This is a genomic window from Acinetobacter sp. YH01008 (assembly GCF_013420435.1).
Classification (GTDB): Bacteria; Pseudomonadota; Gammaproteobacteria; order Pseudomonadales; family Moraxellaceae; genus Acinetobacter; species Acinetobacter pseudolwoffii.
The window spans coordinates 1-20,721 of the sequence record NZ_VOYD01000022.1 but is presented as its reverse complement, the minus strand read 5'-3'; the positions used below and the strand labels follow the sequence as shown (position 1 = coordinate 20,721).

At 38.2% G+C, this 20,721-nt stretch carries 15 protein-coding genes and 6 pseudogenes; 12 read left to right on the top strand and 9 right to left on the bottom strand.

The window, feature by feature from the left end; translation table 11 throughout:
- From FTT75_RS12020 to FTT75_RS12010, 3 genes and pseudogenes are all read right to left on the bottom strand, one after another.
- Positions 1–568: BapA prefix-like domain-containing protein (locus FTT75_RS12020; protein WP_180186488.1), on the bottom strand; the 568-nt coding region annotated here is incomplete at its 3' end.
- A 47-nt stretch (positions 569–615) separates the two neighbouring features.
- On the bottom strand, positions 616–1,521 hold the full coding sequence (locus FTT75_RS12015; RefSeq protein WP_163120766.1) for an OmpA family protein: 906 nt from the start codon (positions 1,519–1,521) through the stop codon (positions 616–618).
- 60 nt (positions 1,522–1,581) lie between these two features.
- Positions 1,582–1,788, bottom strand: a pseudogene (locus FTT75_RS12010) (transposase); the annotation flags it as partial.
- A gap of 69 nt (positions 1,789–1,857) precedes the next feature.
- Between FTT75_RS12010 and FTT75_RS12005 the strand changes: the two are divergent.
- The 6 genes and pseudogenes from FTT75_RS12005 to FTT75_RS11975 all read left to right on the top strand — a co-directional run.
- A pseudogene (locus tag FTT75_RS12005) lies at positions 1,858–2,355 on the top strand (IS5 family transposase); the annotation flags it as partial.
- A 110-nt stretch (positions 2,356–2,465) separates the two neighbouring features.
- Positions 2,466–2,600, top strand: a pseudogene (locus FTT75_RS12000) (helix-turn-helix domain-containing protein); the annotation flags it as partial.
- Between the two features lie 88 nt (positions 2,601–2,688).
- Positions 2,689–3,072, top strand: coding sequence for a transposase (locus FTT75_RS11995; RefSeq protein WP_180100990.1), 384 nt, complete (start codon positions 2,689–2,691; stop codon positions 3,070–3,072).
- A pseudogene (gene tnpB, locus FTT75_RS15895) lies at positions 3,015–3,404 on the top strand (IS66 family insertion sequence element accessory protein TnpB). The gene FTT75_RS11995 and the pseudogene tnpB overlap by 58 nt, the downstream one beginning before the upstream one ends.
- A gap of 74 nt (positions 3,405–3,478) precedes the next feature.
- Positions 3,479–4,714, top strand: a pseudogene (locus FTT75_RS11980) (IS66 family transposase); the annotation flags it as partial.
- A 2-nt stretch (positions 4,715–4,716) separates the two neighbouring features.
- Positions 4,717–4,824: pseudogene (locus FTT75_RS11975) on the top strand (IS5/IS1182 family transposase); the annotation flags it as partial.
- Between the two features lie 123 nt (positions 4,825–4,947).
- Here the strand turns inward: FTT75_RS11975 and FTT75_RS11970 are convergent.
- The 5 genes from FTT75_RS11970 to FTT75_RS11950 all read right to left on the bottom strand — a co-directional run bounded on the left by FTT75_RS11970 (position 4,948) and on the right by FTT75_RS11950 (position 11,877).
- Positions 4,948–6,138 carry an HlyD family type I secretion periplasmic adaptor subunit gene (locus tag FTT75_RS11970; RefSeq protein WP_163120768.1) on the bottom strand — a complete coding sequence of 397 codons (1,191 nt, stop codon included), beginning with the start codon at positions 6,136–6,138 and terminating at the stop codon, positions 4,948–4,950.
- Positions 6,135–8,264, bottom strand: a complete 2,130-nt coding sequence (locus FTT75_RS11965; protein ID WP_180186486.1) for a type I secretion system permease/ATPase — start codon at positions 8,262–8,264, stop codon at positions 6,135–6,137. Before FTT75_RS11965 ends, FTT75_RS11970 begins: the two co-directional genes overlap by 4 nt.
- Complete coding sequence (locus tag FTT75_RS11960) at positions 8,261–9,775, bottom strand: TolC family protein (RefSeq protein ID WP_180186484.1); 1,515 nt, start codon at positions 9,773–9,775, stop codon at positions 8,261–8,263. The genes FTT75_RS11965 and FTT75_RS11960 overlap by 4 nt, the downstream gene beginning before the upstream one ends.
- A gap of 125 nt (positions 9,776–9,900) precedes the next feature.
- A complete protein-coding gene (locus FTT75_RS11955; protein WP_180186482.1) occupies positions 9,901–10,986 on the bottom strand; it encodes a BapA prefix-like domain-containing protein in 1,086 nt (361 codons plus the stop codon).
- Positions 10,987–11,031: 45 nt separating this feature from the next.
- Entirely contained in the window at positions 11,032–11,877 is an 846-nt protein-coding gene (locus FTT75_RS11950) for an OmpA family protein (RefSeq protein WP_163120772.1), read from the bottom strand.
- A 486-nt stretch (positions 11,878–12,363) separates the two neighbouring features.
- Here FTT75_RS11950 and FTT75_RS11945 point away from each other — a divergent pair, with 486 nt between their 5' ends.
- Genes FTT75_RS11945 through FTT75_RS11935 form a run of 3 tightly spaced genes read left to right on the top strand, consistent with a single transcriptional unit; the run spans position 12,364 to position 18,233 of the window.
- Positions 12,364–13,008, top strand: coding sequence for a hypothetical protein (locus FTT75_RS11945; protein ID WP_005090865.1), 645 nt, complete (start codon positions 12,364–12,366; stop codon positions 13,006–13,008).
- On the top strand, positions 12,998–15,181 hold the full coding sequence (locus tag FTT75_RS11940) for a hypothetical protein (RefSeq protein ID WP_180186480.1): 2,184 nt from the start codon (positions 12,998–13,000) through the stop codon (positions 15,179–15,181). The genes FTT75_RS11945 and FTT75_RS11940 overlap by 11 nt, the downstream gene beginning before the upstream one ends.
- Positions 15,174–18,233 (top strand): tyrosine-type recombinase/integrase, encoded by a 3,060-nt coding sequence (locus FTT75_RS11935; protein ID WP_005090869.1) that lies wholly within the window; start codon positions 15,174–15,176, stop codon positions 18,231–18,233. The genes FTT75_RS11940 and FTT75_RS11935 overlap by 8 nt, the downstream gene beginning before the upstream one ends.
- Here FTT75_RS11935 and FTT75_RS11930 read toward each other — a convergent pair.
- Positions 18,224–18,544 carry a hypothetical protein gene (locus FTT75_RS11930; protein ID WP_035375242.1) on the bottom strand — a complete coding sequence of 107 codons (321 nt, stop codon included), beginning with the start codon at positions 18,542–18,544 and terminating at the stop codon, positions 18,224–18,226. The genes FTT75_RS11935 and FTT75_RS11930 overlap by 10 nt on opposite strands.
- A 148-nt stretch (positions 18,545–18,692) precedes the next feature.
- On the opposite strand from FTT75_RS11930, the gene FTT75_RS11925 reads away from it, so the two are divergent.
- From FTT75_RS11925 to FTT75_RS11915, 3 genes are all read left to right on the top strand, one after another.
- A complete protein-coding gene (locus FTT75_RS11925) occupies positions 18,693–19,037 on the top strand; it encodes a helix-turn-helix domain-containing protein (RefSeq protein ID WP_005090874.1) in 345 nt (114 codons plus the stop codon).
- 717 nt (positions 19,038–19,754) lie between these two features.
- Complete coding sequence (locus FTT75_RS11920; RefSeq protein ID WP_087547287.1) at positions 19,755–20,060, top strand: IS630 transposase-related protein; 306 nt, start codon at positions 19,755–19,757, stop codon at positions 20,058–20,060.
- Between the two features lie 47 nt (positions 20,061–20,107).
- Positions 20,108–20,593, top strand: a complete 486-nt coding sequence (locus FTT75_RS11915; RefSeq protein WP_225554184.1) for a transposase — start codon at positions 20,108–20,110, stop codon at positions 20,591–20,593.
- The last annotated feature ends 128 nt before the right edge of the window (positions 20,594–20,721 follow it).

The following is a 20,721-nucleotide window of genomic DNA, read 5'->3' as shown; positions in this document are numbered from 1 at the left end:
CACCGCCATCGGTGCTGTATTCAACGGTCGCACCTTCTTCGATACCCGAAACAGTGTAGTCACCCTTGTTGGTGATGCCATCTTTATTGTCACTGCCGCTGTCGGTGATTAAAGTCACACCTGGTGCAAAAGGTTTAATAGTATCTTTCTGAGTATTTTTATCATCACCATCTTGCCCAACAAGAATACCTCCAACAACACCCGCACCCACCAACCATGGTAATAATCCAACGAGTTTACTACCTTCAACTGCTGGTAATAATGCTTCTAATCCTGAAATTTCTTTAAAACCCGAAAGACCATCAAACCAATAAAGAACACAACCATCTTCTTCAAAGACTAAATCTGATGTCACCCCTTCAGCATCCACAACAAAGAAGTTTTCAATAACAATAACTTCTCCATTCGTGAGCTTTAAAATTAAATTATTCCCATCACGAATGAATTCTGATACATCATCACGATTCATTTTTGTATGAACAATACTTGATTCGGACAAAACAATACGTTCAGCATTAATGCTTACTTTATTGAGAGAGTCTTTTTCAATTACTATAAAATTATTCATCACACATCCAATATATAAATTAAATATTTCTTAAATTTGAAAGCTAATTACTCAGATAAACCTGTAATTTCAACCGCAACTCGGCGATCTGGTTGCAAACATGCATGTAACGCTTCACGCTGCCTTACTTCAAAACAACCATTAGTCACTGGCTCACGCTTGCCCGCACTTGCAGTCGAAACCACAATTTCTGCCAAACTATTTTGGACCAATAGGTTACGCACTGTATCTGCACGGTTTTGGCCCAATTGATCGTTATAGCGATCACTTCCCAAACGATCTGTGTGACCAACTAAATTAATACGACTGACAGAAACAAAGTTATTGTGAATTTGCGAAGCAACATTCAATACCTCTTGACGACCTTTTGGTAGCAAATCATTTAAAGAAGAACCGTCAAATTTAAATAAAATGTCTGCGGCTAAATCCACTCGAATTGTATGTTCCTCAGCAGTGGCCTGATGTTTTACTTCACAACTTAATAGCTGTCCGTTATTGGAAATAAAAGGTTTACCATCAGCATTGACAGATAATACTAATTCAGTACTCGCTAACTTCCCTACGCTTAAGTCAATATCACAACTTTGACATGATGATTTAGTACAGTTTTTTACTTTGAAATTATACGTTTCGGGCTTCAATGAATATTGAGCAGAATTATTTATATAAAAATTTCCAGCTTTAATACTATCAATATAAAATTCAATTGAGCAGTTTTGATTTCCTTCAGTGTCTTCCGCACATAGAATTCCATCTCTTGTAACATTAAGCAACTGTGAATAACCAGACTTCATTTCCTGAAAACGTAATTCTGGCGGCTTTGAACACACCATCGATGAACAAGCCGATACCCCTAGCGAAACACTAAGTAAGGTTAAAATATTTTTCACACTAATAACTCTTAGCAACAAATTAATAACATAGGCTTCAATCGCAAATATGATAAAATTCATACTATTTGTTATTATTACACATTTGTAGGGTCTGTTGAGATTTCCCGTTTATAATTTAGACTATAATGGTAACCATATAAATATACAAGCTAAAGCAACAGCACTTTGGTAATTACGCTTTAGCTTGTCATACCGTGTCGCAATTCCTCTAAATTGTTTTAATCTACAGAATGAATTCTCAACTAAGTGTCTGATTTTATAAATATACCAATCCATATGATCATTACTAGACTTGGTATTTGATTTTTTAGGAATATTAGGGTCTGTTGACAATTGTTGCCTAAAAAAATAGCGAGATAGTAAAATCAAATCGCCAAATCAAATTTTACTCTCGCTATGCCTCGTACAATGCTGAATGATCTACATTGGTCTAAGTTATCCGCTATTTTCCGTCACTTTAATATTTATCTCAAATTAAATTTGAGAAACTTTATCGAAGCTATTCTATTTCGTATCCGTACAGGCTGCCCTTGGAGAGATTTACCTCAAGAATTCGGTAAACCTAACTCTATTTTTAAGAAATATAATCGTTGGTCTAAAAGTAATAAATTCTTGAATATATTTAAATTATTTAGCCAGCATGCTGATAAAGAATGGGTTTTTATTGATGGTAGCCATGTCAGAGCACATCAACATTCAGCAGGTTTGAAGAATCAAGATATTTCTAAAAGTATTGGTGGCAATAGTTCTAAAATACATCTAGCCATTGATTCAAATGGGAATCCAATAGAGTTTATTATTTCTGATGGGACTACTCATGATATTAAAATTGCTCCAGACCTCGTATCAAAACTGGATTTGACTGAATCAGAAATACTATGCGCTGATAAAGGGGCAGAGTAAAACTTGAAGTGCGACATAAACCACCTAATTAATTTAAAGGGTTTATGGAGTATATAAAATTGTCATACCATCATCTTAACTTTGAAGATCGTACTGCATTAATGCTTGAGTCAAGAAAAGAAGGCTTTTCAGCCAGAAAATTTGCTGAACTCATTAAAAGACATCCTAGTACGATCTATCGTGAACTTAAAAGAAATAGCATCAATGACGTTTATCAAGCTCGATATGCTTCTGATAAGTAAGCATCCGGCTAACACAGCCTTACCAAGCGTTCCTATAAGCCTTAATTTAGTTCCCACCTAAAAACAAGTGGGGACTTAATCCATGAACATGGATATGTATTCAGCAACACCTCCTGTTGCTAAAAAACGCAGAACATACAGCAAAGAATTCAAACTCAGTATTGTCAATGCCTGCAAAAATCCTAATACCTCGATCGCTTCGGTCGCACTGCAACATAGTATTAATGCCAACCTTGTCAGTCGTTGGATCAGGATCTTCAGCCATCATGAGGGTGCCGTGCAGGATCCTACTCATGTGAATCCAGCATTTATTGCTTTGCCTTACACTGCTGCAATCAGCCAACCTATTGATGAGAGGATCACGTTGTGTATCACCGTGCCTCATACGAATAATGATATTCAGCTAAAATGGCAGACATCAGAAATACCTGCCTTGGCAGAATTACTCAAGGCACTGGCAACATGATCCGTATCAATGAAATTTGGCTCTCTACCCAGCCCATGGATATGCGAGCAGGAATGGATACGACCATGGCTCAGGTGGTGAGAGCCTTTGGCTACATCAAACCGCATTGCGCCTACCTGTTCTGTAATAAACGTGGTCATCGTATGAAAGTGTTGGTACATGATGGACTGGGCATCTAGCTGTGTGCCCGGCGGCTGGAACAGGGCAAATTTCACTGGGCTCAAGTTCACCAAGGTGAAACCGTGGCCCTCAGCCCGGAACAGTTACAGGCACTGATCCAAGGTTTGCCCTGGCAGCGCATTGGACGACAGCAGGTGGTGACGATGCTTTAAACCAGGCTGTTCCATTCTGCTATTCTCCAAACGTTCTATTTCATTCTTCTCATGACCTCAGGCATACTGCGGTCATGAATACGCTGCCTGACTTAAGCCAACTGACCCATGAACAACTGCTGGAATTCACCAGGCAGTTGGCGCTGCAGCATCAGTCTCTAGCACAATCAAACCAGCAATTAGATGCCAGAGTTCAACATCTTGAAGTCACCAATCAGCAATTAGATTCTAAAGTTCAACATCTTTCTATTCTCAATCAAAAATACGAGCATGAACTCGCACTATTTAAACAGCACAAATTCGGCAGTAAAAACGAACATCTCACTGCAAAACAAATCCATCTCTGGGATGAAGCGGTCGAAGAAGATATTGCAGCCGTTGATCTGGAACTGGAACGGCTAAATGCAGATAAAACCGATGCAGTGACACACAAAGCCAAAACCAATAAACCTAAACGTCGACCACTGCCAGATCATCTATACACCATCCGTATTGAGCATGAACCTGCATCAACCCAATGTGCTTGTGGCTGCCAACTCCGTCGTATCGGCGAAGATATCAGTGAAAAACTGCATTTCAGACCGGCACAGTTCTATAAGGAACAGCATGTGCGTGGTAAATGGGTCTGTGATCAGTGTGACACTCTGACTCAGCAAGCGATGCCCGCCTATGTGATTGATAAAGGCATTGCTTCACCTGAATTGCTCAGCCATGTGCTGGTATCGAAGTATGCCGATCATTTGCCGCTGTACCGTCAACGTCTGATCTATCAGCGGGCGGGAATCGAACTTTCTAGATCAACGTTATCTGACTGGATTGGTCGCTGCGGTGTGGAACTGGAGCCTCTGGCCAATGCCTTAAAAGAGGTGGTACTACAACAGCAGGTGATCCATGCCGATGAAACGCCGGTCACCATCATGCGGATGGGTGATGATGAGAAAAAACCGAAGAAAGGTTATGTCTGGGCCTATGCCACTACACAGTACAATCCAGTTCAAGCGGTGATCTATGACTTTCAGGATAGCCGTTCAGGTCAGCATGCAGAAGAGTTCCTGAATGGCTGGCAGGGCCATCTGGTCTGTGATGATTACAGTGGTTATAAAGCACGCTTTAAATCAGGCGATGTCATTGAGGTGGGCTGCATGGCGCATGCACGTCGTAAATTCCATGAACTGCATGTGACCGGGAAAAGTCAGGTCGCTGAACAGGCATTGGTGCTGATTCAGAAACTGTATGCGATAGAAGCAGAACTCAGGAAAAAGACCGATGGTACAGCGGAAGACCGCCGCGAATACCGACAACAGCATAGTCATTAATGGCAAGAAGCTTTCCTAGTCAGGTGAATGAAATTCATGCACGTGTAGCAGTCCTCAACAGATTTACGGAATTAGGTCGACCACTTACCCAAGTTACGCCTTAAATTTGGCTCAATTAGGGGCGCTTTGCATTTCAAATCTTTGTGCAACAAAGCCGTATTCACATATAAAAAGCACAAAAACAAAATTATTTACACCCTCAAATTTATTTACAGGCTCACTCAAAACTATCTTTCTCTTAAAGCCTCTTGCGCTTTATTAAATGGTTTTATTAGATAATCTAAAATCGTTTTCTCCCCTGTTTTAATATCGACTGTTGCAACCATGCCAGGAGTAATACTGAATTGTTTGCCTGCTTTATTCATCAATTTTCCTGAATCCGTTCGAATATACACTCGATAATAAAATTGATCTTGCTTAACTTCATCTCTCAATGTGTCTGGTGAAATAATTGAAACTTTTCCTTTCAACCCACCATAAATAGAATAATCATAGGCAGTGATCTTCACGAGTGCATCTTGCCCAGGATGAATAAAAGCAATATCTCGCGGTGAAATACGTGCCTCAACCAAAAGTTGTTCATCCAGAGGAACAATTGTCATCAACTTGCCATTTTGAGAAATCACTCCGCCAATAGTCATAACATCAATTTCTTTAACAATTCCTCGTACAGGTGATTTAAAAAGAGTACGATTTAAAGAGTCTGATTTACCTTTTACGACTTGTAATTGCGTTTCGATATCTGTGTTGGCTTTTGCCAACTCTTCTCGAGCTTTTACCAAATATTGATTTCTCACATCATTCATTTGATTGCGCAAATCAGTTGCTTGGCGCTTGAGCCGCAATACTTCGACTTCACTAGCTGCACCTTTAGCTACTAATGGTTCAGTCATTTGTAGCTCCTGTTCAACTAAAATAAGTGCCTGTTGTAAACCTGACAAAGATTCTTCTATATTAGATCGTCGTGAATGATACAGTGCTGTTTCTTCTTCAACTAAACTTCGCTCTTTAAGTACTTCACTCGGAAACTTTAAAGCAGTTCCATTGACTTCTGCACGTAATCGCGCTGCTGTTGCTTGTGATGCCAGTAGTAAGGAAGCAGATTCACCAACATTTGATGCAAAGCGAGTTGGGTCAAGTTGGGCAAGTACCTGCCCTTCTTGTACGATTTGCCCTTCATGCACATAAAGCTTTGTTAAAATTCCACCTTCAAGAGACTGTACCACTTGTTCTTTAGATGAAGGAATGACTTTACCAGTACCAGTTGAAACCTCTTCAAGTTTAAAAAACCATGCCCAGATCAATAAAGCCAGAAGCCCCGAACAAATAATCCAAATAAATAGACTGGGTCTGGGCAATGGTGGTTCTAAATCTTGAACTTTTACAGCATCTTTTCTTTCTATAGGATTTCTAATCATGATGCTGTACTCGCTATATTGGTTTGAGTATTACCTAATACTTGCTCTTTAGGACCATCCATAACAATTTTTCCATCATGTACTACAATAATTCGATCCACCAACTCAAGTACTGCTCGACGATGGGTTGCAATGACTAACGTTCTTTGGCCCAACCAGCCTTTCAGGTTGTCAATCAATTGTTTTTCAGAAACGTCATCGATTGCGGCTGTCGGCTCATCAAGCAATAGAATATTTGGTTGACGAAGTAATAATCGTGATAAAAGTAAAGCTTGACGCTGGCCACCAGAAAAACCAACACCACCTTCTAAAATTTGATGATCTAAACCTTCTTTCTTATCTAATACAAAGTTTAATACCCCAGTGAGCTTGAGCACATTTAAAAGCTCTTGGTCAGTCGCCAAAGGTGAGCCTAATGTCAAATTTTCACGTACAGAGCCAAAAAACAAATGTGGATTCTGATTGAGTAAGCCCATATCTCGACGTACATCCGTTGGATCAATTAACCCCAAGTCAACCCCATCTAATTTGATTTTCCCTTGAACAGGCTCCTGCATCCCAGATAGCAACTGTAATAGCGTTGATTTGCCTGCACCATTACGACCTAAAATCGCTATTTTCTCACCAGTTTGAATTTCAAGTTTCGGAATGATGAGAGTAGGTTTTGCATCGTTTTCACTATATTTGAAGACAATATTATTAAGTTCATAATGTCCATTCAAAACAGGCCTATGAATTAAATGTGCATTTGGTGCTTGGTCAACTGGTTTCTTCATAAGCTCATCTAAACTTGTCTTAGCAACTTTAGCTTGTTGAAAACGCCCTAGAACTCCTGAAATCTGTGTAATTGGTCCTAGCATGCGCGATGATAAAATTGAACAAGCAACTAATGCACCTGTAGTCATTTCCCCTTTCATTACAGCAAAACATCCAACCAGTACGACAATCGCAAAAGTAAGCCCTTGCACTTTCTGAGTCCACGCCCCCACAATTCCAACTAATTTCCGTTGGCGCATTGAAATATCTGCAGCAGCTTGATTCATGTGATTCCATTGGTTCTGAAATCGAGATTCCGCTCGCAATAACTTAATATCTTCTATACCTTGAACAGCTTCCACCAGTGTTGCATTGCGAATAGCACCTTCACGCATTCCTTCAGATGCTAATTTTGCCAATGGCTTTTGAATCAAAATTCCAGGAATAATCATTAAAGGTACAACCAAAACCATGACCCAGAACAGATTGCCACCGATCAGCCAAAAAATGGCCAAAAACAAAAAGAAGAAAGGCAAATCTGCAATCGCTGAAATGGTTGTAGAAGTGACTAATTCACGAACACCTTCCAATTCACGTATTTGCGAAATAAACGTACCTGTGGATTTGGATCGCTCTTTATTTTTAATTCTTAAAGCATGACCAAATACCTTATCTGAGATTTTTAGATCTGCACGTTTTCCGATAATGTCTGATAAATAAATACGTGCAACTCGTAAACAAAATTCAAATATTGCTGCAATTAGTACACCACCGGCTAATACCCATAAAGTTGGAATAGACTGTGCAGGAATAACTCGATCATAAACATTCATTGAAAATAAAACTGTCGCCAATGCAAGTATATTGGCCATTAATGATGCAAACATCACATCCAAATAGCGTTTCCAGTCTTTGAGTACAATCGTCCAAAACCAGTTCTGCTCATATGGTTTAATATACTCATCAATACGGACATCAGGAATTGATTTCTCAGGTCTTAAAATATAAACATTGTTCACATTTTCTTTTAATAACTCTACAGTAAGTACTTGTGCTAATCCCTGATCACCACTGAACTGAATATTCGCATTCCCATTGGCATCGAGTTGATTCAATACGCCAACTTGCCCATCTCTCATTTGAATAAGAAGTGGTAAACGCCACGGATTCAAAATATCTTCACTAAATTCAGTTTTTCTTAGACTCATCCCGATCTGACGGCTCACCAAAATCAAAATATCATCAAGTGACTGGCTCGGATTCCAATCGAGTTGCAAGCGTAAACGCTCTTCAGATGGTTCGATACGATAATGTTTTGCAATTGCTAGAACGGCTTGAAGCCATGGCTGATAATTCATAGTTTTGCTCATGGTAAAATTTCAAACCCTTGAATAGAAGTATTATTTAGTTGATAAAATGCTCTTGAAGCACCAGTAACATAGATATACTGAATTAGGGCCGCGTAAATATCATATCTTGCATTTTCAATTTCCTGTGCGGCAGCATGAATTGCTTGTTCAGAATTCAATAAATCCACCACTGTGCGGGTGCCTAATTTATATTGTTCTTGATACAACTCTTTTGTCCGTGCCGTGGTTTCTTTTCTTAACGCTAGAACATCCATTTGCTTTTGCTTATTTTCGACCTGCACACGAATGAGTTGTATTTGATCTAAGACATCTAAATAAACTGTGTTAACCGCCGCTTTTGCTGCTTCTTCCGCATAATTTGTTGAACGGATTTTTGCTCGAGTCGCCCCGCCTTGGAAAAAGTTACTATTCGCTTCCAACATAACAGAGCTATAAAAACCATCATCTTCATTATTATTCGGATTTTTCCCATTCAAAGCTTGATTTAAGCTAGCTTTAATATTAATTGTTGGATAAGCGCTCAGTTTTGTTTGTTCTTTTTGTAATTTAGCAACTTGCACTGATGCCTGAGCTACGATCATCTTAGGAATTTGAGTGAAGTTTGGGTCATTGTATAAACCCGCATTACGAATGATCGTATCTGGAATATGCATCTTCACATGAGAGACGTCATAGCCTAGTAGCATTTGTAACTTTTGCTGATATTGCTTTAATTGCGTTTCTTGTATGAGTAAATTTGATTGGGCCGCTTCTAAATTTGACTGTGCCTGAATCGGATCTGCCTGACTACTAATACCCGCTTTAGCCCGTAAATTAGCGATTTCTGCAATTCGAGCAATTCCTTTGATTTGTTGATTAGCAATACGAACGATTTCTTGATAACGGTTAATATTGACCATCGCATTCGCTGTTTGATATGCAATATCATCAATGCTATTTAATGTATTTGCTTGTTCTCGTAATAACTTCGCTTCTTCTATATTGATATCGCTTTTGATTTTTCCAAAATCATATAAAACCTGTGTCGCTGATAAACTGTAAAGCTGTCTTCCCCGTTCGCCAGTCGTTAAATCAGCTGTACTAATACCACCAGAGATTTGAGGAAAATATTGTGCTTTCGCCGCATCAATGTTTGCACCTTGGCCTGCAATAGTAGCAATACTCTGAGTGATTTCAGGTCGACGCTGTAGCGCTTGATGAATTGCATCAAAAAGTGTTAGCTCAGCTTCAGAGTTAATGCTTATTTTTTCCATACCTTTAAGTTGTTGTTGAATACCACTCAATTTGATAACTGGCAAAGTATCTTGCGCTGTCTGCTCACCCCATGAGTATTTACTTAGTTCTTGAATACTCACTTGATTCAAATCTGCAGGTTGCGACGAAAAAAACTGTTCGATGTTTGCTTTAGCTGAGTCTAAATAATTTTTTGGTTTTGCTGCATAAATAGGCATTATTGGTGCACAAAACGGAAGAAACAGCACAAGCCATATCTTTGATTTTATAAAATTCATGATTTAAGCATCTTGGTAAATTCATACCGTGGGAGTTTTTCAAATGCTGCGTCATAGCATTAAATGAGTACTGTAATTGCAGCCATTTTCATTACAATTTTTATCTATCTTTATCCAAAATTAACTTAAGATAAATTCAAATTTAAAATGAATGAAAGGAGCGTTATGTTTGACATAGTGTCTTCACCTTCCGCTGCAGGAGTTACTTTGACAGTAATGCCGTTTTCACGGTCTTCAGCTGTTAATGGACGGTTAACCAGTTCAGTGCCATCTTGATCTTTGATCACAACAGTATCACCAACGCTATAACCCGCATCTTTCAGGAAGGTTACTTTTGCATCAACTTTGCCATTCTCATCAACATCTGATGGGTTAATGACATCATCACCGCCATCTTGAATTTCAACAACTGGCGCACCTGTTAGGTCTTTTTCACCGTCACCGTCAACATCGCCCGGAACTACCAAGTCAACTGTTGAATTATCGCTGCCTTCTGGTGACGTATTGCCAGCTTTATCGGTCACTGTTGCGGTAACAACTGTATCTTTACCTTCCGCAGCAGGAGTTACTTCAACAGTAATACCATTGTTGTTAATGTCATCTTTGCTTGATGCTGTAACTTCAATTTCTTCTATTGAACCATCTGGATGAGTGATCGTAATCTTATCACCCTCTACAACTGGCTCGGTCGGCTTAACAGTCACTGTAACTTTGCCGTTGACAAGATCAGTTGGATTGATAACACCATCACCACCATCATTAATCTCAACAGTTGGTGCTGTAGTATCTTTCGGTTCTTCATCCTTGTCATTGTGATCAATAATTGCTGCAGCGCCACCAACTACAGCAGCACCCACCAACCAAGGTAACAATCCAACGAGTTGACTGCTTTCAACAGCAGGCAATAATGCTTCTAATCCTGGAATGCCTTTAAAACCCGATACGCCATCAAACCAATATAGAACACACCCATCTTCTTCAAAAACCAAATCTGAAGCGACATCGTCATATGTTATAAAAAAATTCTCAATAACAACAACTTCACCATTTTTTAACTTAAGCACTAAGTTATTGCCATCACGGATAAATTCGTCGACGTCATCACGGCTCATTTTAGTATGAACAATAGAAGCTTCGGTTAATGTAATCTGTGTCGCATTTACTGTAGACTTATTTAATGAGTCTTTCTCAATTACAATAAAATTAGTCATATTTTTACCCAAAAAATTATATTCTTTTATCTTCTAAAACTTTAACTATTTAGTAATGCCTGTAATTTCGACAGTTACACGGCGGTCAGGCTGTAAACAAGCTTTGAGTTCTTCACGCTGTTTTACATCAAAACAACCATTCGTCACAGGTTGATTTTTGCCTGCACTAGACGTTGAAATATTATTTTCAGATACACCGTTTTGAACCAACAGGTTGCGTACTGTGTCTGCACGGTTTTGCCCCAATTGATTGTTATAGCTATCACTTCCCAAACGATCTGTGTGACCAACTAAATTAATGCGGCTTACAGAAACGAAGTTGTTATGAATTTGCGAAGCAACATTCAAGACCTCTTGACGCCCCTTTGGCAGTAAATCATTCAAGGAAGAACCGTTAAATTTAAATAAAGTGTCCGCAGCTAAATCCACTCGTATTATCTGTTCCTGAGCAGCAACCTTGTGCTTCACCTCACAACTTAAAGGCTGACCATTATTGGAAATAAAAGGTTTACCGTTTGTATTGACAGAGAGTACAAATTCATTGCTTGTTAGCTTTCCTACGTTTAAGTCAACATCACAACTTTGGCATGATTCTTCAGTACAGTTTTTTACTTTGAAATTATATGTTTCTGGTTTCAATGCATATTGAGCCGAATTATTTATATAAAAATTTCCAGCTTTAATACTGTCAATATAAAATTCAATCGGGCAATTTTGCTGTTCTGCTGTATCACCACCACAAAGCTTCTCATCTCGCTTTAATACAATAGGTTGATTATTTTCTTGCGTTTTTTTCTGAAAACGTAAATCTGATGGCTTCGTATATGGGCTTGATGTGCAAGCCGCTACCCCCAATGAAGCTACAACAGCTAAAAGTGACAATCTCAACATAACTATCCCTTGTGGACTTAGAACAATTTAAGGAACAATTTCAAGCACATTTCCTACACAAATATCTTTCCATGAATCTACTGAAAAATTATTATTGTGACGCAGTGCACATTTCAACATCTTTATATCAAAATAAATGTATATTTTGAACATTTATTTTTTGTGTCAACTGTATCACTTTATAGTTTTATTAGAAATACTTAACTAGATAGTCCTAATTAAACGAAGATTAAAAATCAAATATATCAACAAGATGCAACTAAATTCAAAAAAATACAAAACACGATGAAACCAGTCACATACGCATCAAATAAAATCAATAACTTAAAATAAAAATTCCAAATACGCCCTATTTTTCACCCACTTTGAATTTTTCAAATTCATCAAAAACCATCCACATTTATAACCAATTTCTTGACCTTTTTATAAGAATTAAAATTTTTTGTCCTTCTTGATTTAAATTAAAAACATCAGGAGGGCGAATAAATGAAGCCTACAAAAAAAGTAAATACTCCACTAGCCAGTCAAAGAGCGTTTTATTGCGAGGGGGGCATAATCCGCCCTTACCCGCCTCTGTTCAAAATTTACCAATGCTATGCCCAGATTTTAAATGCATCACAACTGCCAACACACTTTCAGCATGACCTAAACCTAGTGTCTACTACTAAGCTTACTCAAGCTGAGTTATTCGCAACAGATAACTTTCTGCTTGTTTATATGGCACAACAACAAAACATTCGAGTTAAAGCCCGTCCCATTCAAGAAGCTGATATAGACCTCGTTCAGGTTCAATATCAACTCAGCAACTCACTCTTTAAGCTAATGACTGAGCTTAAGATCAATCCACAGGTTCTTAACCCCGATAGGCTACTTCAAAACTTAAATCAGTCGCTATCGAAACAAGCAATTTACGATGTGAATCAAAAGCTTTATGACAAGCCGAGATGCAGTCTTTCTCTAGACCTGCTCGCTAAGCTGATCGACTGTAGCCGTAATCAACTGCTTTATCGCCAAAAACAAATCAACGGCGCTCACGATCTACGAATTCAAGCACTCAAAAATAAATGTAAAGCACTCACGAGCGCACAACCATGTGCATCACAATTTTGGAATTTAACCCATGAAAATTGAAAACATCATTGAACGAATGCTAGATCATGAATGGTTTGATCAGGGCTATCAAAATACTATCGCACAGCACTTAATACATGCTGTCTTAATCCCTGAGCTAAAATCCTTATTCAATACCACCATCAGCTTCGATGCAGACTCTCGGTTTGAACTCCCAACAAAACTGCCTCGACCCTCAAGTGTTTCTAAACATCCAATCTGTGCCTATCTCTATTCAGTAGATCAGCATGAATATGCTGTCATACAACGATGGGCTGTGAATAATTTACATGCAGCCTGTATTCTTAAATCTATCCCTAATAAGGGCGAAAAAGACCATCAAAACACGATTATTAAAGTTCTTGATAGATTTCGATTAGCGAACGAAGCTTATGCCGTATCACGACAAGGACAACAGCTGAGCAAGTATCAACAGGAATATTTATGGTTATGGAACCAACTACCTAGCCATGAAATTCCATTAGCGCAATTCGTAAAGAATTTACGAGAATTAGAAAACGACTCTAAGCTCAATCGTTTTCAATATCTATTGCTGCTTGATATACGACGATTCTATGAGTATGTCTTAGCACTTAAACCCAAGAAAAATTACTCAGCACCACCTAAGCACATCGATGATCCACATTATCTTGATGAGCACAGTGCAATTTTATACTGTCCATACGACATGCCCCAGAAACAGCATCCAACTCTATTTTATGAGGAACTACAGGATGAACAGCCAAATCAGCAATACTCACTCAATACAGCGCAGGTATCGCCGTTAGCAAGCCAATCGAGTTATTTGCAACATCAAGTAAGTAAACTGACACAACAACACATCATTAGACAGCAACATAATTTTAGCTGTAGTAAGCATTATCCAGACTTCAATAGCTTAAGTTTATTGGTAGAGCATTGCCATCAAGTGTATTTGGCTCATCCAGAAAAAAATAAAGCGTATCTTTTTATCTTACTCAGTTTCCTGAGTGGTGTTCCTATTGAGCAATGGTTATATCTACAGTCCAAACAGCGCTATGCACTGAATAAACGACAGAAGATCATTTTAGAAAACGATCAATATTTTATACGTTCCAAGTTCACGCTATTTGAGAATGCTGACTTTGAATATAAAGATCAATTACTCAATCAAGTGACCTATTTCGACTTACCACTCATTAAAGAATTAGTAGACGGTCTAAAACAGTCTCCAATTGTGAGCCAAGAGCAAGTCAATCAAGCATTAAAGAAATGCCGTGAAGAACTCTTTATTCCATCGTTATCAACTAAGAAAATAAGTGTCTTACTGCATCATTGTATTTATAGACATACAAATAACGAGCAACTCGCTGACATTCTAACTGGCATAGATGCCAATCGATCAGTGTCTATTTCATATTGCTCGTATCCGGTATACCGCCTACAACAGAATTACCAAAGCACGGTAGAACAGTTGTCTCGTGATTTAGCAAAAAAAATTCATCTTACTTCCGATCCCGAGCTTAGATTTGGTAGTTGTAAAGCTCCCAAGCCTGCAACAGTAACGGCTATATTTGCCTACTTACAACATCAGATCATTCAAGCCCGACACAGTAGCCAAATGCTGGAGATGTTCAATCACTACAACATTTGGCTTTGGCATATTTTATTGCTTTTTACAGCGGCTCGACCTGTGAATGGATTCCCTGGGTTCTTACGAAACTTCGATTTAAAACAGCAATGGCTTTGGGTCTCGGATAAAGAAATTCACTCAAGAATAAATGATGGTCGCTTAATCCCGTTATGTGATTTTGCAGTTCAAGAAGTCCGTCAATTTATTGGCTATTTAAGAGAATTCCAACAACTGCATCCAGAGCATCAATCACACATTCAAGAGATTTTAAGCAGTAAAAAGCCTCTGTTGAGTGTTTATCAACATGGCGAATGGCAAGAGCTTAGCCCCCATCTTATAAGCTCATTTACTCATGTGATGCAGCTCAACCACGCAAATTGGCTTAGGCATACAGCTCGTGCATATCTCACCGAAAAAGCAGATGAAAATTTAATTTTAGCCACGTTTGGACATGAACAAAATCAACAAGAAATGGGGCAAAAATTCTCAAGCCTGTCTCTTCAACAATATAGAACCATCGCAACTCATCTCAATGAAATGCAGAACTTTTACAATATTGATGGAATGTACGAACATGCCTAAACAAACAAAGTATGCACATGAACGCCGTGCTAACAACAGAGACCAAAAGCGAATTAAAGAGCGTATACAAATTCAAGCGATCATCGATGAGTTTCTGTCGTTCGAGCAATTACAGCAAGCACAGCGGTCAGGAAGTATAGTCACGCTCTTTGAGCAAGTTAGCCAACACTTGGATCAACATCAATATAGTTTTGCTCTAAAAAAGACGTTTTATCAGCAATTCCGTAAACGTATTATTCAATACAATCACACAAATGATGCAGACTTACCACTACCTACTCAACATCTCGTCTCTATTCAACGCACGCCATTGCTTTTCAATGAGACTTGGCTAGAACAATCTAAATCCATCTCACTGATCAAAGAAAAACTTTTAAGATACTGGTATACGACGGATGACTTTACTGCCGATGAAAGCATTGGAAATATACTGATCTGCGCAATTCTGTATGGTGGGATATCAAGCCTTTCTAGCCTTGAAGCTCTGCTCGAACACTTAAAACAGCAAAGTTCGATTGATCAGATTCCAAAAATACAGATCCCCCTGATCTTTCTAGAACCACTCTCACCTCAGTATGGTGATTTATATGACCCTAAATGTCCCTTAAGAAAATCTAGAAATTTTGTGCCCGACCGGTTAACACTGCTATGGATTGCGAGACTTAAAACACAAAAAATTGATATCCAATCTGATTGTTACACGTATATCAATTGTATTTTTAAAGCACTAGCACTTCCGTTAAGCCCAAAGCAATTCAAACAATTCTTAGAGATGGCTAGTCAGTCATGGATGCAACTAGAAATGGTTGATTTAAGTCCTGCGCTAAGTCTTTGCTTATCAGAAGAGATTGAGACTTGTGGTTTAAGTCTAAGTGCGTTTAAACGTTATCTCACGCCTCATTTAGCTATTTTCGATTCACAAAAAGCTGAAGAACCTCTGCCTAAAATAATAAATTCAGCAGAAAAAGAAGAACAATCCTGCAAAGATCATTCTCTAGATTCATTGATTGGATTGCATAAACAAATTTTAAAATTTTTTAGAAATAGTGATCAGATCACAGTGGAGCTACGAAACTTCTTACTGAACCAGCAGGACCATCTTCCAGAAAATGCGAAGCGGCTCGGACTTTGGTTATATAGCTTGTTTCATCCTGCCGTAGATGATATCGAATCGATCTGTAGGCTTTATCAGCTCGATCATAATAAGTATTTACGCTATGTCGCTCAACAGCAAAAAATTCGTCATAGCTCAATATATAGCTACTACACAAAACTTGCTGAAATATGGTTGCTACACAGTAATGATTTTATAGAAGAACCTAATCTCAATAATCATTTAGAAACGATTTATAGCCGTATGTTAACTGGGGTAGGCAAATCTAGATCACAAAAATTCGATCTCCTAAAACGATTCCATCAATTCCAACAGATGCTATTTAATGCTGAATCGTTCCCTTTGAGCGGTGCGGGACTACGTGTTCATTCACCCAAAGCTGAAATTATCTCAGGAAAAACTTTTCAATATCTACTCAGTCAGCTTAGTCAATATAAACATTCCAGCTACACCGCACATGATTTAGAAATGCTGAGTATCGTATATACGATAGCTTTTCGTACGGGCATGCGCATTAATGAAATCCTCGGTATGCGAATCAAGGATGTGGAAGGTGTCAAAGCGAGTTCAATTTGGATACGTCCATATCGTGCGAAGCATCAACAGCATTTTCTTAAAACGGATAGTGCTGAGCGTAATCTCAACGTTCAAATTTTACTAAGCGAAGAAGAACATCTTAAATTTCAGCAATACTGCAAGGCACGTCGTAGCGCTTATTCATCCAATGACTACCTATTTACTCTTTGGAATAGTGCGGGACGTATCAAACCCTACTTGGTCACCACGCCTTTTCAAAAGTTACTTGATGCTATTTTGCCAAATCATTGCTATAGCTTTCACTCGCTGCGACATAGTGCGACGAACAATTTAGCCATGATTTTGACCATGGACTACAAATTTGTAACAACCTTCACTGACTATTCACATGAGCATTACAACTTGATTCGTAGTCAGCTCTTACGCTCTAACACACCTCAAAACTCTTGGTATCTACTTGCCCATTTATTGGGCCACATAGACCCAACTGAAACCTTTAGGAGCTATTTGCATCTAGCTTACCTGATGGCCGGTTACCAGTTAAGAAAATTTGACCCACTTATTGATCGAGCTGTTATTCATAAGATTTGTCCTCGCTTAAAACCACCACAAAAACATCAAATAGCGCTGAGTTATTACGATGAACAAATAGCACGAACAATAAAAATAAAATCTATAACAACGCCTTATGAATACATCAACACAGCTAAGATTCAAGCTGATTTAGTTCAAGCAGAGGACAACGATTTTATTTATGGAACGAGTAAGTCAGCTTATCCATTCCCTCTAATCGCAAAAATTCTCAAAAAATTAGATCAATCATATACACCGCAACTGCTTGCGCAACAATACGATTTTCCGATAGAACAACTCATGCTATGGCAACGGAATATAATCAGGCTCAAACAGCTCAAAAATCGTAAGAATCGTCCACGTTTCATCATGGATGCAGATAAATCAGAGCGCATACTTCCGCACCTTGAAACTGCAGAGGACAAAAGTTTATTGGAATATTTTTTTAAACAGCTCAATGAATTGAGACGTGATGATGCAAATATCTTAGATGCGATACATATTTTTGAGACGAAAGCGAATATTTCACACGCTGGATTAATCTTTAAATCGAATGATGTAAGACTAGCAAATCGTTTTTTAAAAGGGATTTATGGTTTATTTCCAGCAAGCTGTTGGCAGATTGCAATATCTTCTGAAATCTGTGAGGAAAAGCTGATGGAACGACTGTCATTTAATCTTCAATCTGACGGTATCAACAGCAGTTTAAATAATTCCTTTAAGCTAGAACTAGTATCTCAAAAAAATGCTAAAGCATTAGCTGTGTTCCGCTATTGCATGCTCGTTTTATTGATCGTGTGTACGCCGTTGCAACCAGATCATAGTTGATCTGGTTGATAGCCTGAAAACTCATAAAAGTCATCTAGCAGTTGAGCATAAATATCTGAAAAGTTAATTAATTCTTTTGACTGAAAACCGTAATGTTCAAAGTAGCGATCATCGATAAAGTATGCAACGGCAATATGCGTATTGAGATCGCTAGATACGCCTAGTTGCCTACAAAAATCAGGATTATATTGCAGCTGTAATTGTGTATTACAAATAATTTTCGAGGCGACTATTTTAGCAATATTTCGAATATTCAGATGACGAATACTTGGATGCATCGATGTCGAAGTACGACTCGAAGAATAGTTCATCATGACTGTTTGACCTTCTATATCTAATTTTTTATCAAGTAATGATTTAGTCGCTTCTGATTTAACAAGTTAGCCTCTAAACTATGTGTATATTTATATAAAAACATGACTATAACGTCAAGTTTTTATTGTCTATTTGGCGGTATTTATGGCATTTGAATTAGAGTCGAATAATTTTAAAATTCGATTGAAAGAAGTTAGAAAGACACGAAAACTAACACAGCAAGAATTAGCTGAAAAAACTGGAATACCCGTAACTTCAATTGCACATTTTGAGTCGGGCTCGCGTAAGCCATCTCTTGAAAATTTTTATAAACTCATTGTCGAGCTCAATGTATCAGCAGATTACATACTTGGACGCAGTGAAAAAATGAGTGCTTCCGGTGTAGATCCCATTATGAATACTCTACAAAAATTACCTGAAGTAGAACGTAGAATGATTGAGAGATTCATTACTTCTTTAGAGAGTGGTCACACAAAACCTGAAGGGTAAATAATACCTAGTCTAAACAAAAGACCTAGAAATTAAAAAACCACCTAAAAGTGGTTTTTTTAAGGAGCACAATAGCTTCGTCTCTTTTTAAAAATTAAACTCCATTCTCTCAGAAGAAGAAAATCTTGCATTTCTATATTCTTCGATTCATAGCAATTTCGCTATGCACACGAAGGATAATACCTCATGCACATTCAATACAACCGCCCACCATCATCCCATCCTGGCCCTGGTGGCAATTGGCCAAGTACAACAGGTCGCCCATCAGGTGGTGGTCGTGGTAATGCCAAATAATCATTAAGGGGAGCAATCCCCTTAATCCAGGATTACCGATGAAAAAGTACAGTAATGACAAAGAGCTGAACAAATTTATTCGGCAACTTATTAAGGATGGTGTCGCATCTTTTAGACCTGGTAAAAAACATGATTTTTTGCTTGTAAACCAAATACAGAAGATTACGATACCAGGTACACCTAGTGACCGAAAAGCCTATTTAAACTTTAAGACAGATATACGCAGAGCTTTACAATGCCAAAGAATACCTTTCCAACAACTATAGAAATTGTTCGTGATTTATTTGTAAGCGTCCGCTGAACCCCACTTTTTCTAACTCATTAATACCGCGATAGTGTCCACTTAAATTTAAGTGGACACCTATTTATGGATTTAAAGACAGTTATATAGCCAAATCCTAAAAACTATAGAACAATAGAGATATGGGATATTCAAAAGATTTTAAAGACAAAGTCATAGAAATTATGATTCGAGATGAAATGTCTGTGCGAAAAGCAGCACAGCATTTTAACATCTGTATACAGACAATTCAGAACTGGAAAAAGTCCACTACAAACAAACCTATTCCTGGCCGTCCAGCTAAAATTAGCAGAGAGCAAATATTGAAGGATGTTGAACAATATCCTGATGATTATCAGTATGAGCGAGCTGAACGTTTAGGAGTAAGCACTCATGCGGTATTTAATGCGTTACATGCCGCAGGAATATCGCGTAAAAAAAGACGTTAAAGCATCCTAAAGCAGATCAAAATCAACGTCAGCAATTTCAAAATCTCATAGAGTGTTTAGAAGGGAAATTGCCTCTGATTTACATAGATGAAAGTGGTTTTCAAAGTGAAAGTACCAGAACCCATAGTTATAGCCTTCAAGGAACACGTGCTGAAGGTAAATTTAACTGGCAGTTGAAGAATTGCAGTAATGCGATCGGTGCAATCATTGAAAATAGATTACTGACAGTTGGTGTGTTTAATTGTTCAGTGAACACAGAAGTATTTGAATGTTGGATTGAACAGGATTTATTACCTAAGTTGAAAGAAAGCAGTGTTTTGATTATGGACAATGCGACCTTTCACAAAGGGAAAAGACTTCAGGAGTTGGTACGTTGTGCAGGCCATTACATTGTGTGGCTTCCTAGATATAGTCCAGATTTAAATCCAATAGAAAATATGTGGTCGCGAGTCAAGGCAATTCGAAATAAGTTTAGAGTTAAAGATATTGATAAATTATTTAAAGATTACTGTAATGATTTATTTGGTATTTAGCTATAGACAGTGCACCAACGCTAAAAAAGCCCCGTCGAACCTTCACAGCTGAATTTAAACATCAACTTATTCAGCAATGCCAGCAGCCAGATACATCAGTGGCCAAGGTAGCAATGCAACATCAGATC

What these genes read in the sequence shown, in the direction of transcription:
- FTT75_RS12015 (WP_163120766.1), bottom strand. Translation starts at nt 1,521, where the DNA reads ATGAATTTTATCATATTTGCGATTGAAGCCTATGTTATTAATTTGTTG.
- FTT75_RS11995 (WP_180100990.1), top strand. Translation starts at nt 2,689, where the DNA reads ATGAACATGGATATGTATTCAGCAACACCTCCTGTTGCTAAAAAACGC.
- FTT75_RS11970 (WP_163120768.1), bottom strand. Translation starts at nt 6,138, where the DNA reads ATGATTAGAAATCCTATAGAAAGAAAAGATGCTGTAAAAGTTCAAGAT.
- FTT75_RS11965 (WP_180186486.1), bottom strand. Translation starts at nt 8,264, where the DNA reads ATGAGCAAAACTATGAATTATCAGCCATGGCTTCAAGCCGTTCTAGCA.
- FTT75_RS11960 (WP_180186484.1), bottom strand. Translation starts at nt 9,775, where the DNA reads ATGAATTTTATAAAATCAAAGATATGGCTTGTGCTGTTTCTTCCGTTT.
- FTT75_RS11955 (WP_180186482.1), bottom strand. Translation starts at nt 10,986, where the DNA reads ATGACTAATTTTATTGTAATTGAGAAAGACTCATTAAATAAGTCTACA.
- FTT75_RS11950 (WP_163120772.1), bottom strand. Translation starts at nt 11,877, where the DNA reads ATGTTGAGATTGTCACTTTTAGCTGTTGTAGCTTCATTGGGGGTAGCG.
- FTT75_RS11945 (WP_005090865.1), top strand. Translation starts at nt 12,364, where the DNA reads ATGAAGCCTACAAAAAAAGTAAATACTCCACTAGCCAGTCAAAGAGCG.
- FTT75_RS11940 (WP_180186480.1), top strand. Translation starts at nt 12,998, where the DNA reads ATGAAAATTGAAAACATCATTGAACGAATGCTAGATCATGAATGGTTT.
- FTT75_RS11935 (WP_005090869.1), top strand. Translation starts at nt 15,174, where the DNA reads ATGCCTAAACAAACAAAGTATGCACATGAACGCCGTGCTAACAACAGA.
- FTT75_RS11930 (WP_035375242.1), bottom strand. Translation starts at nt 18,544, where the DNA reads ATGAACTATTCTTCGAGTCGTACTTCGACATCGATGCATCCAAGTATT.
- FTT75_RS11925 (WP_005090874.1), top strand. Translation starts at nt 18,693, where the DNA reads ATGGCATTTGAATTAGAGTCGAATAATTTTAAAATTCGATTGAAAGAA.
- FTT75_RS11920 (WP_087547287.1), top strand. Translation starts at nt 19,755, where the DNA reads ATGGGATATTCAAAAGATTTTAAAGACAAAGTCATAGAAATTATGATT.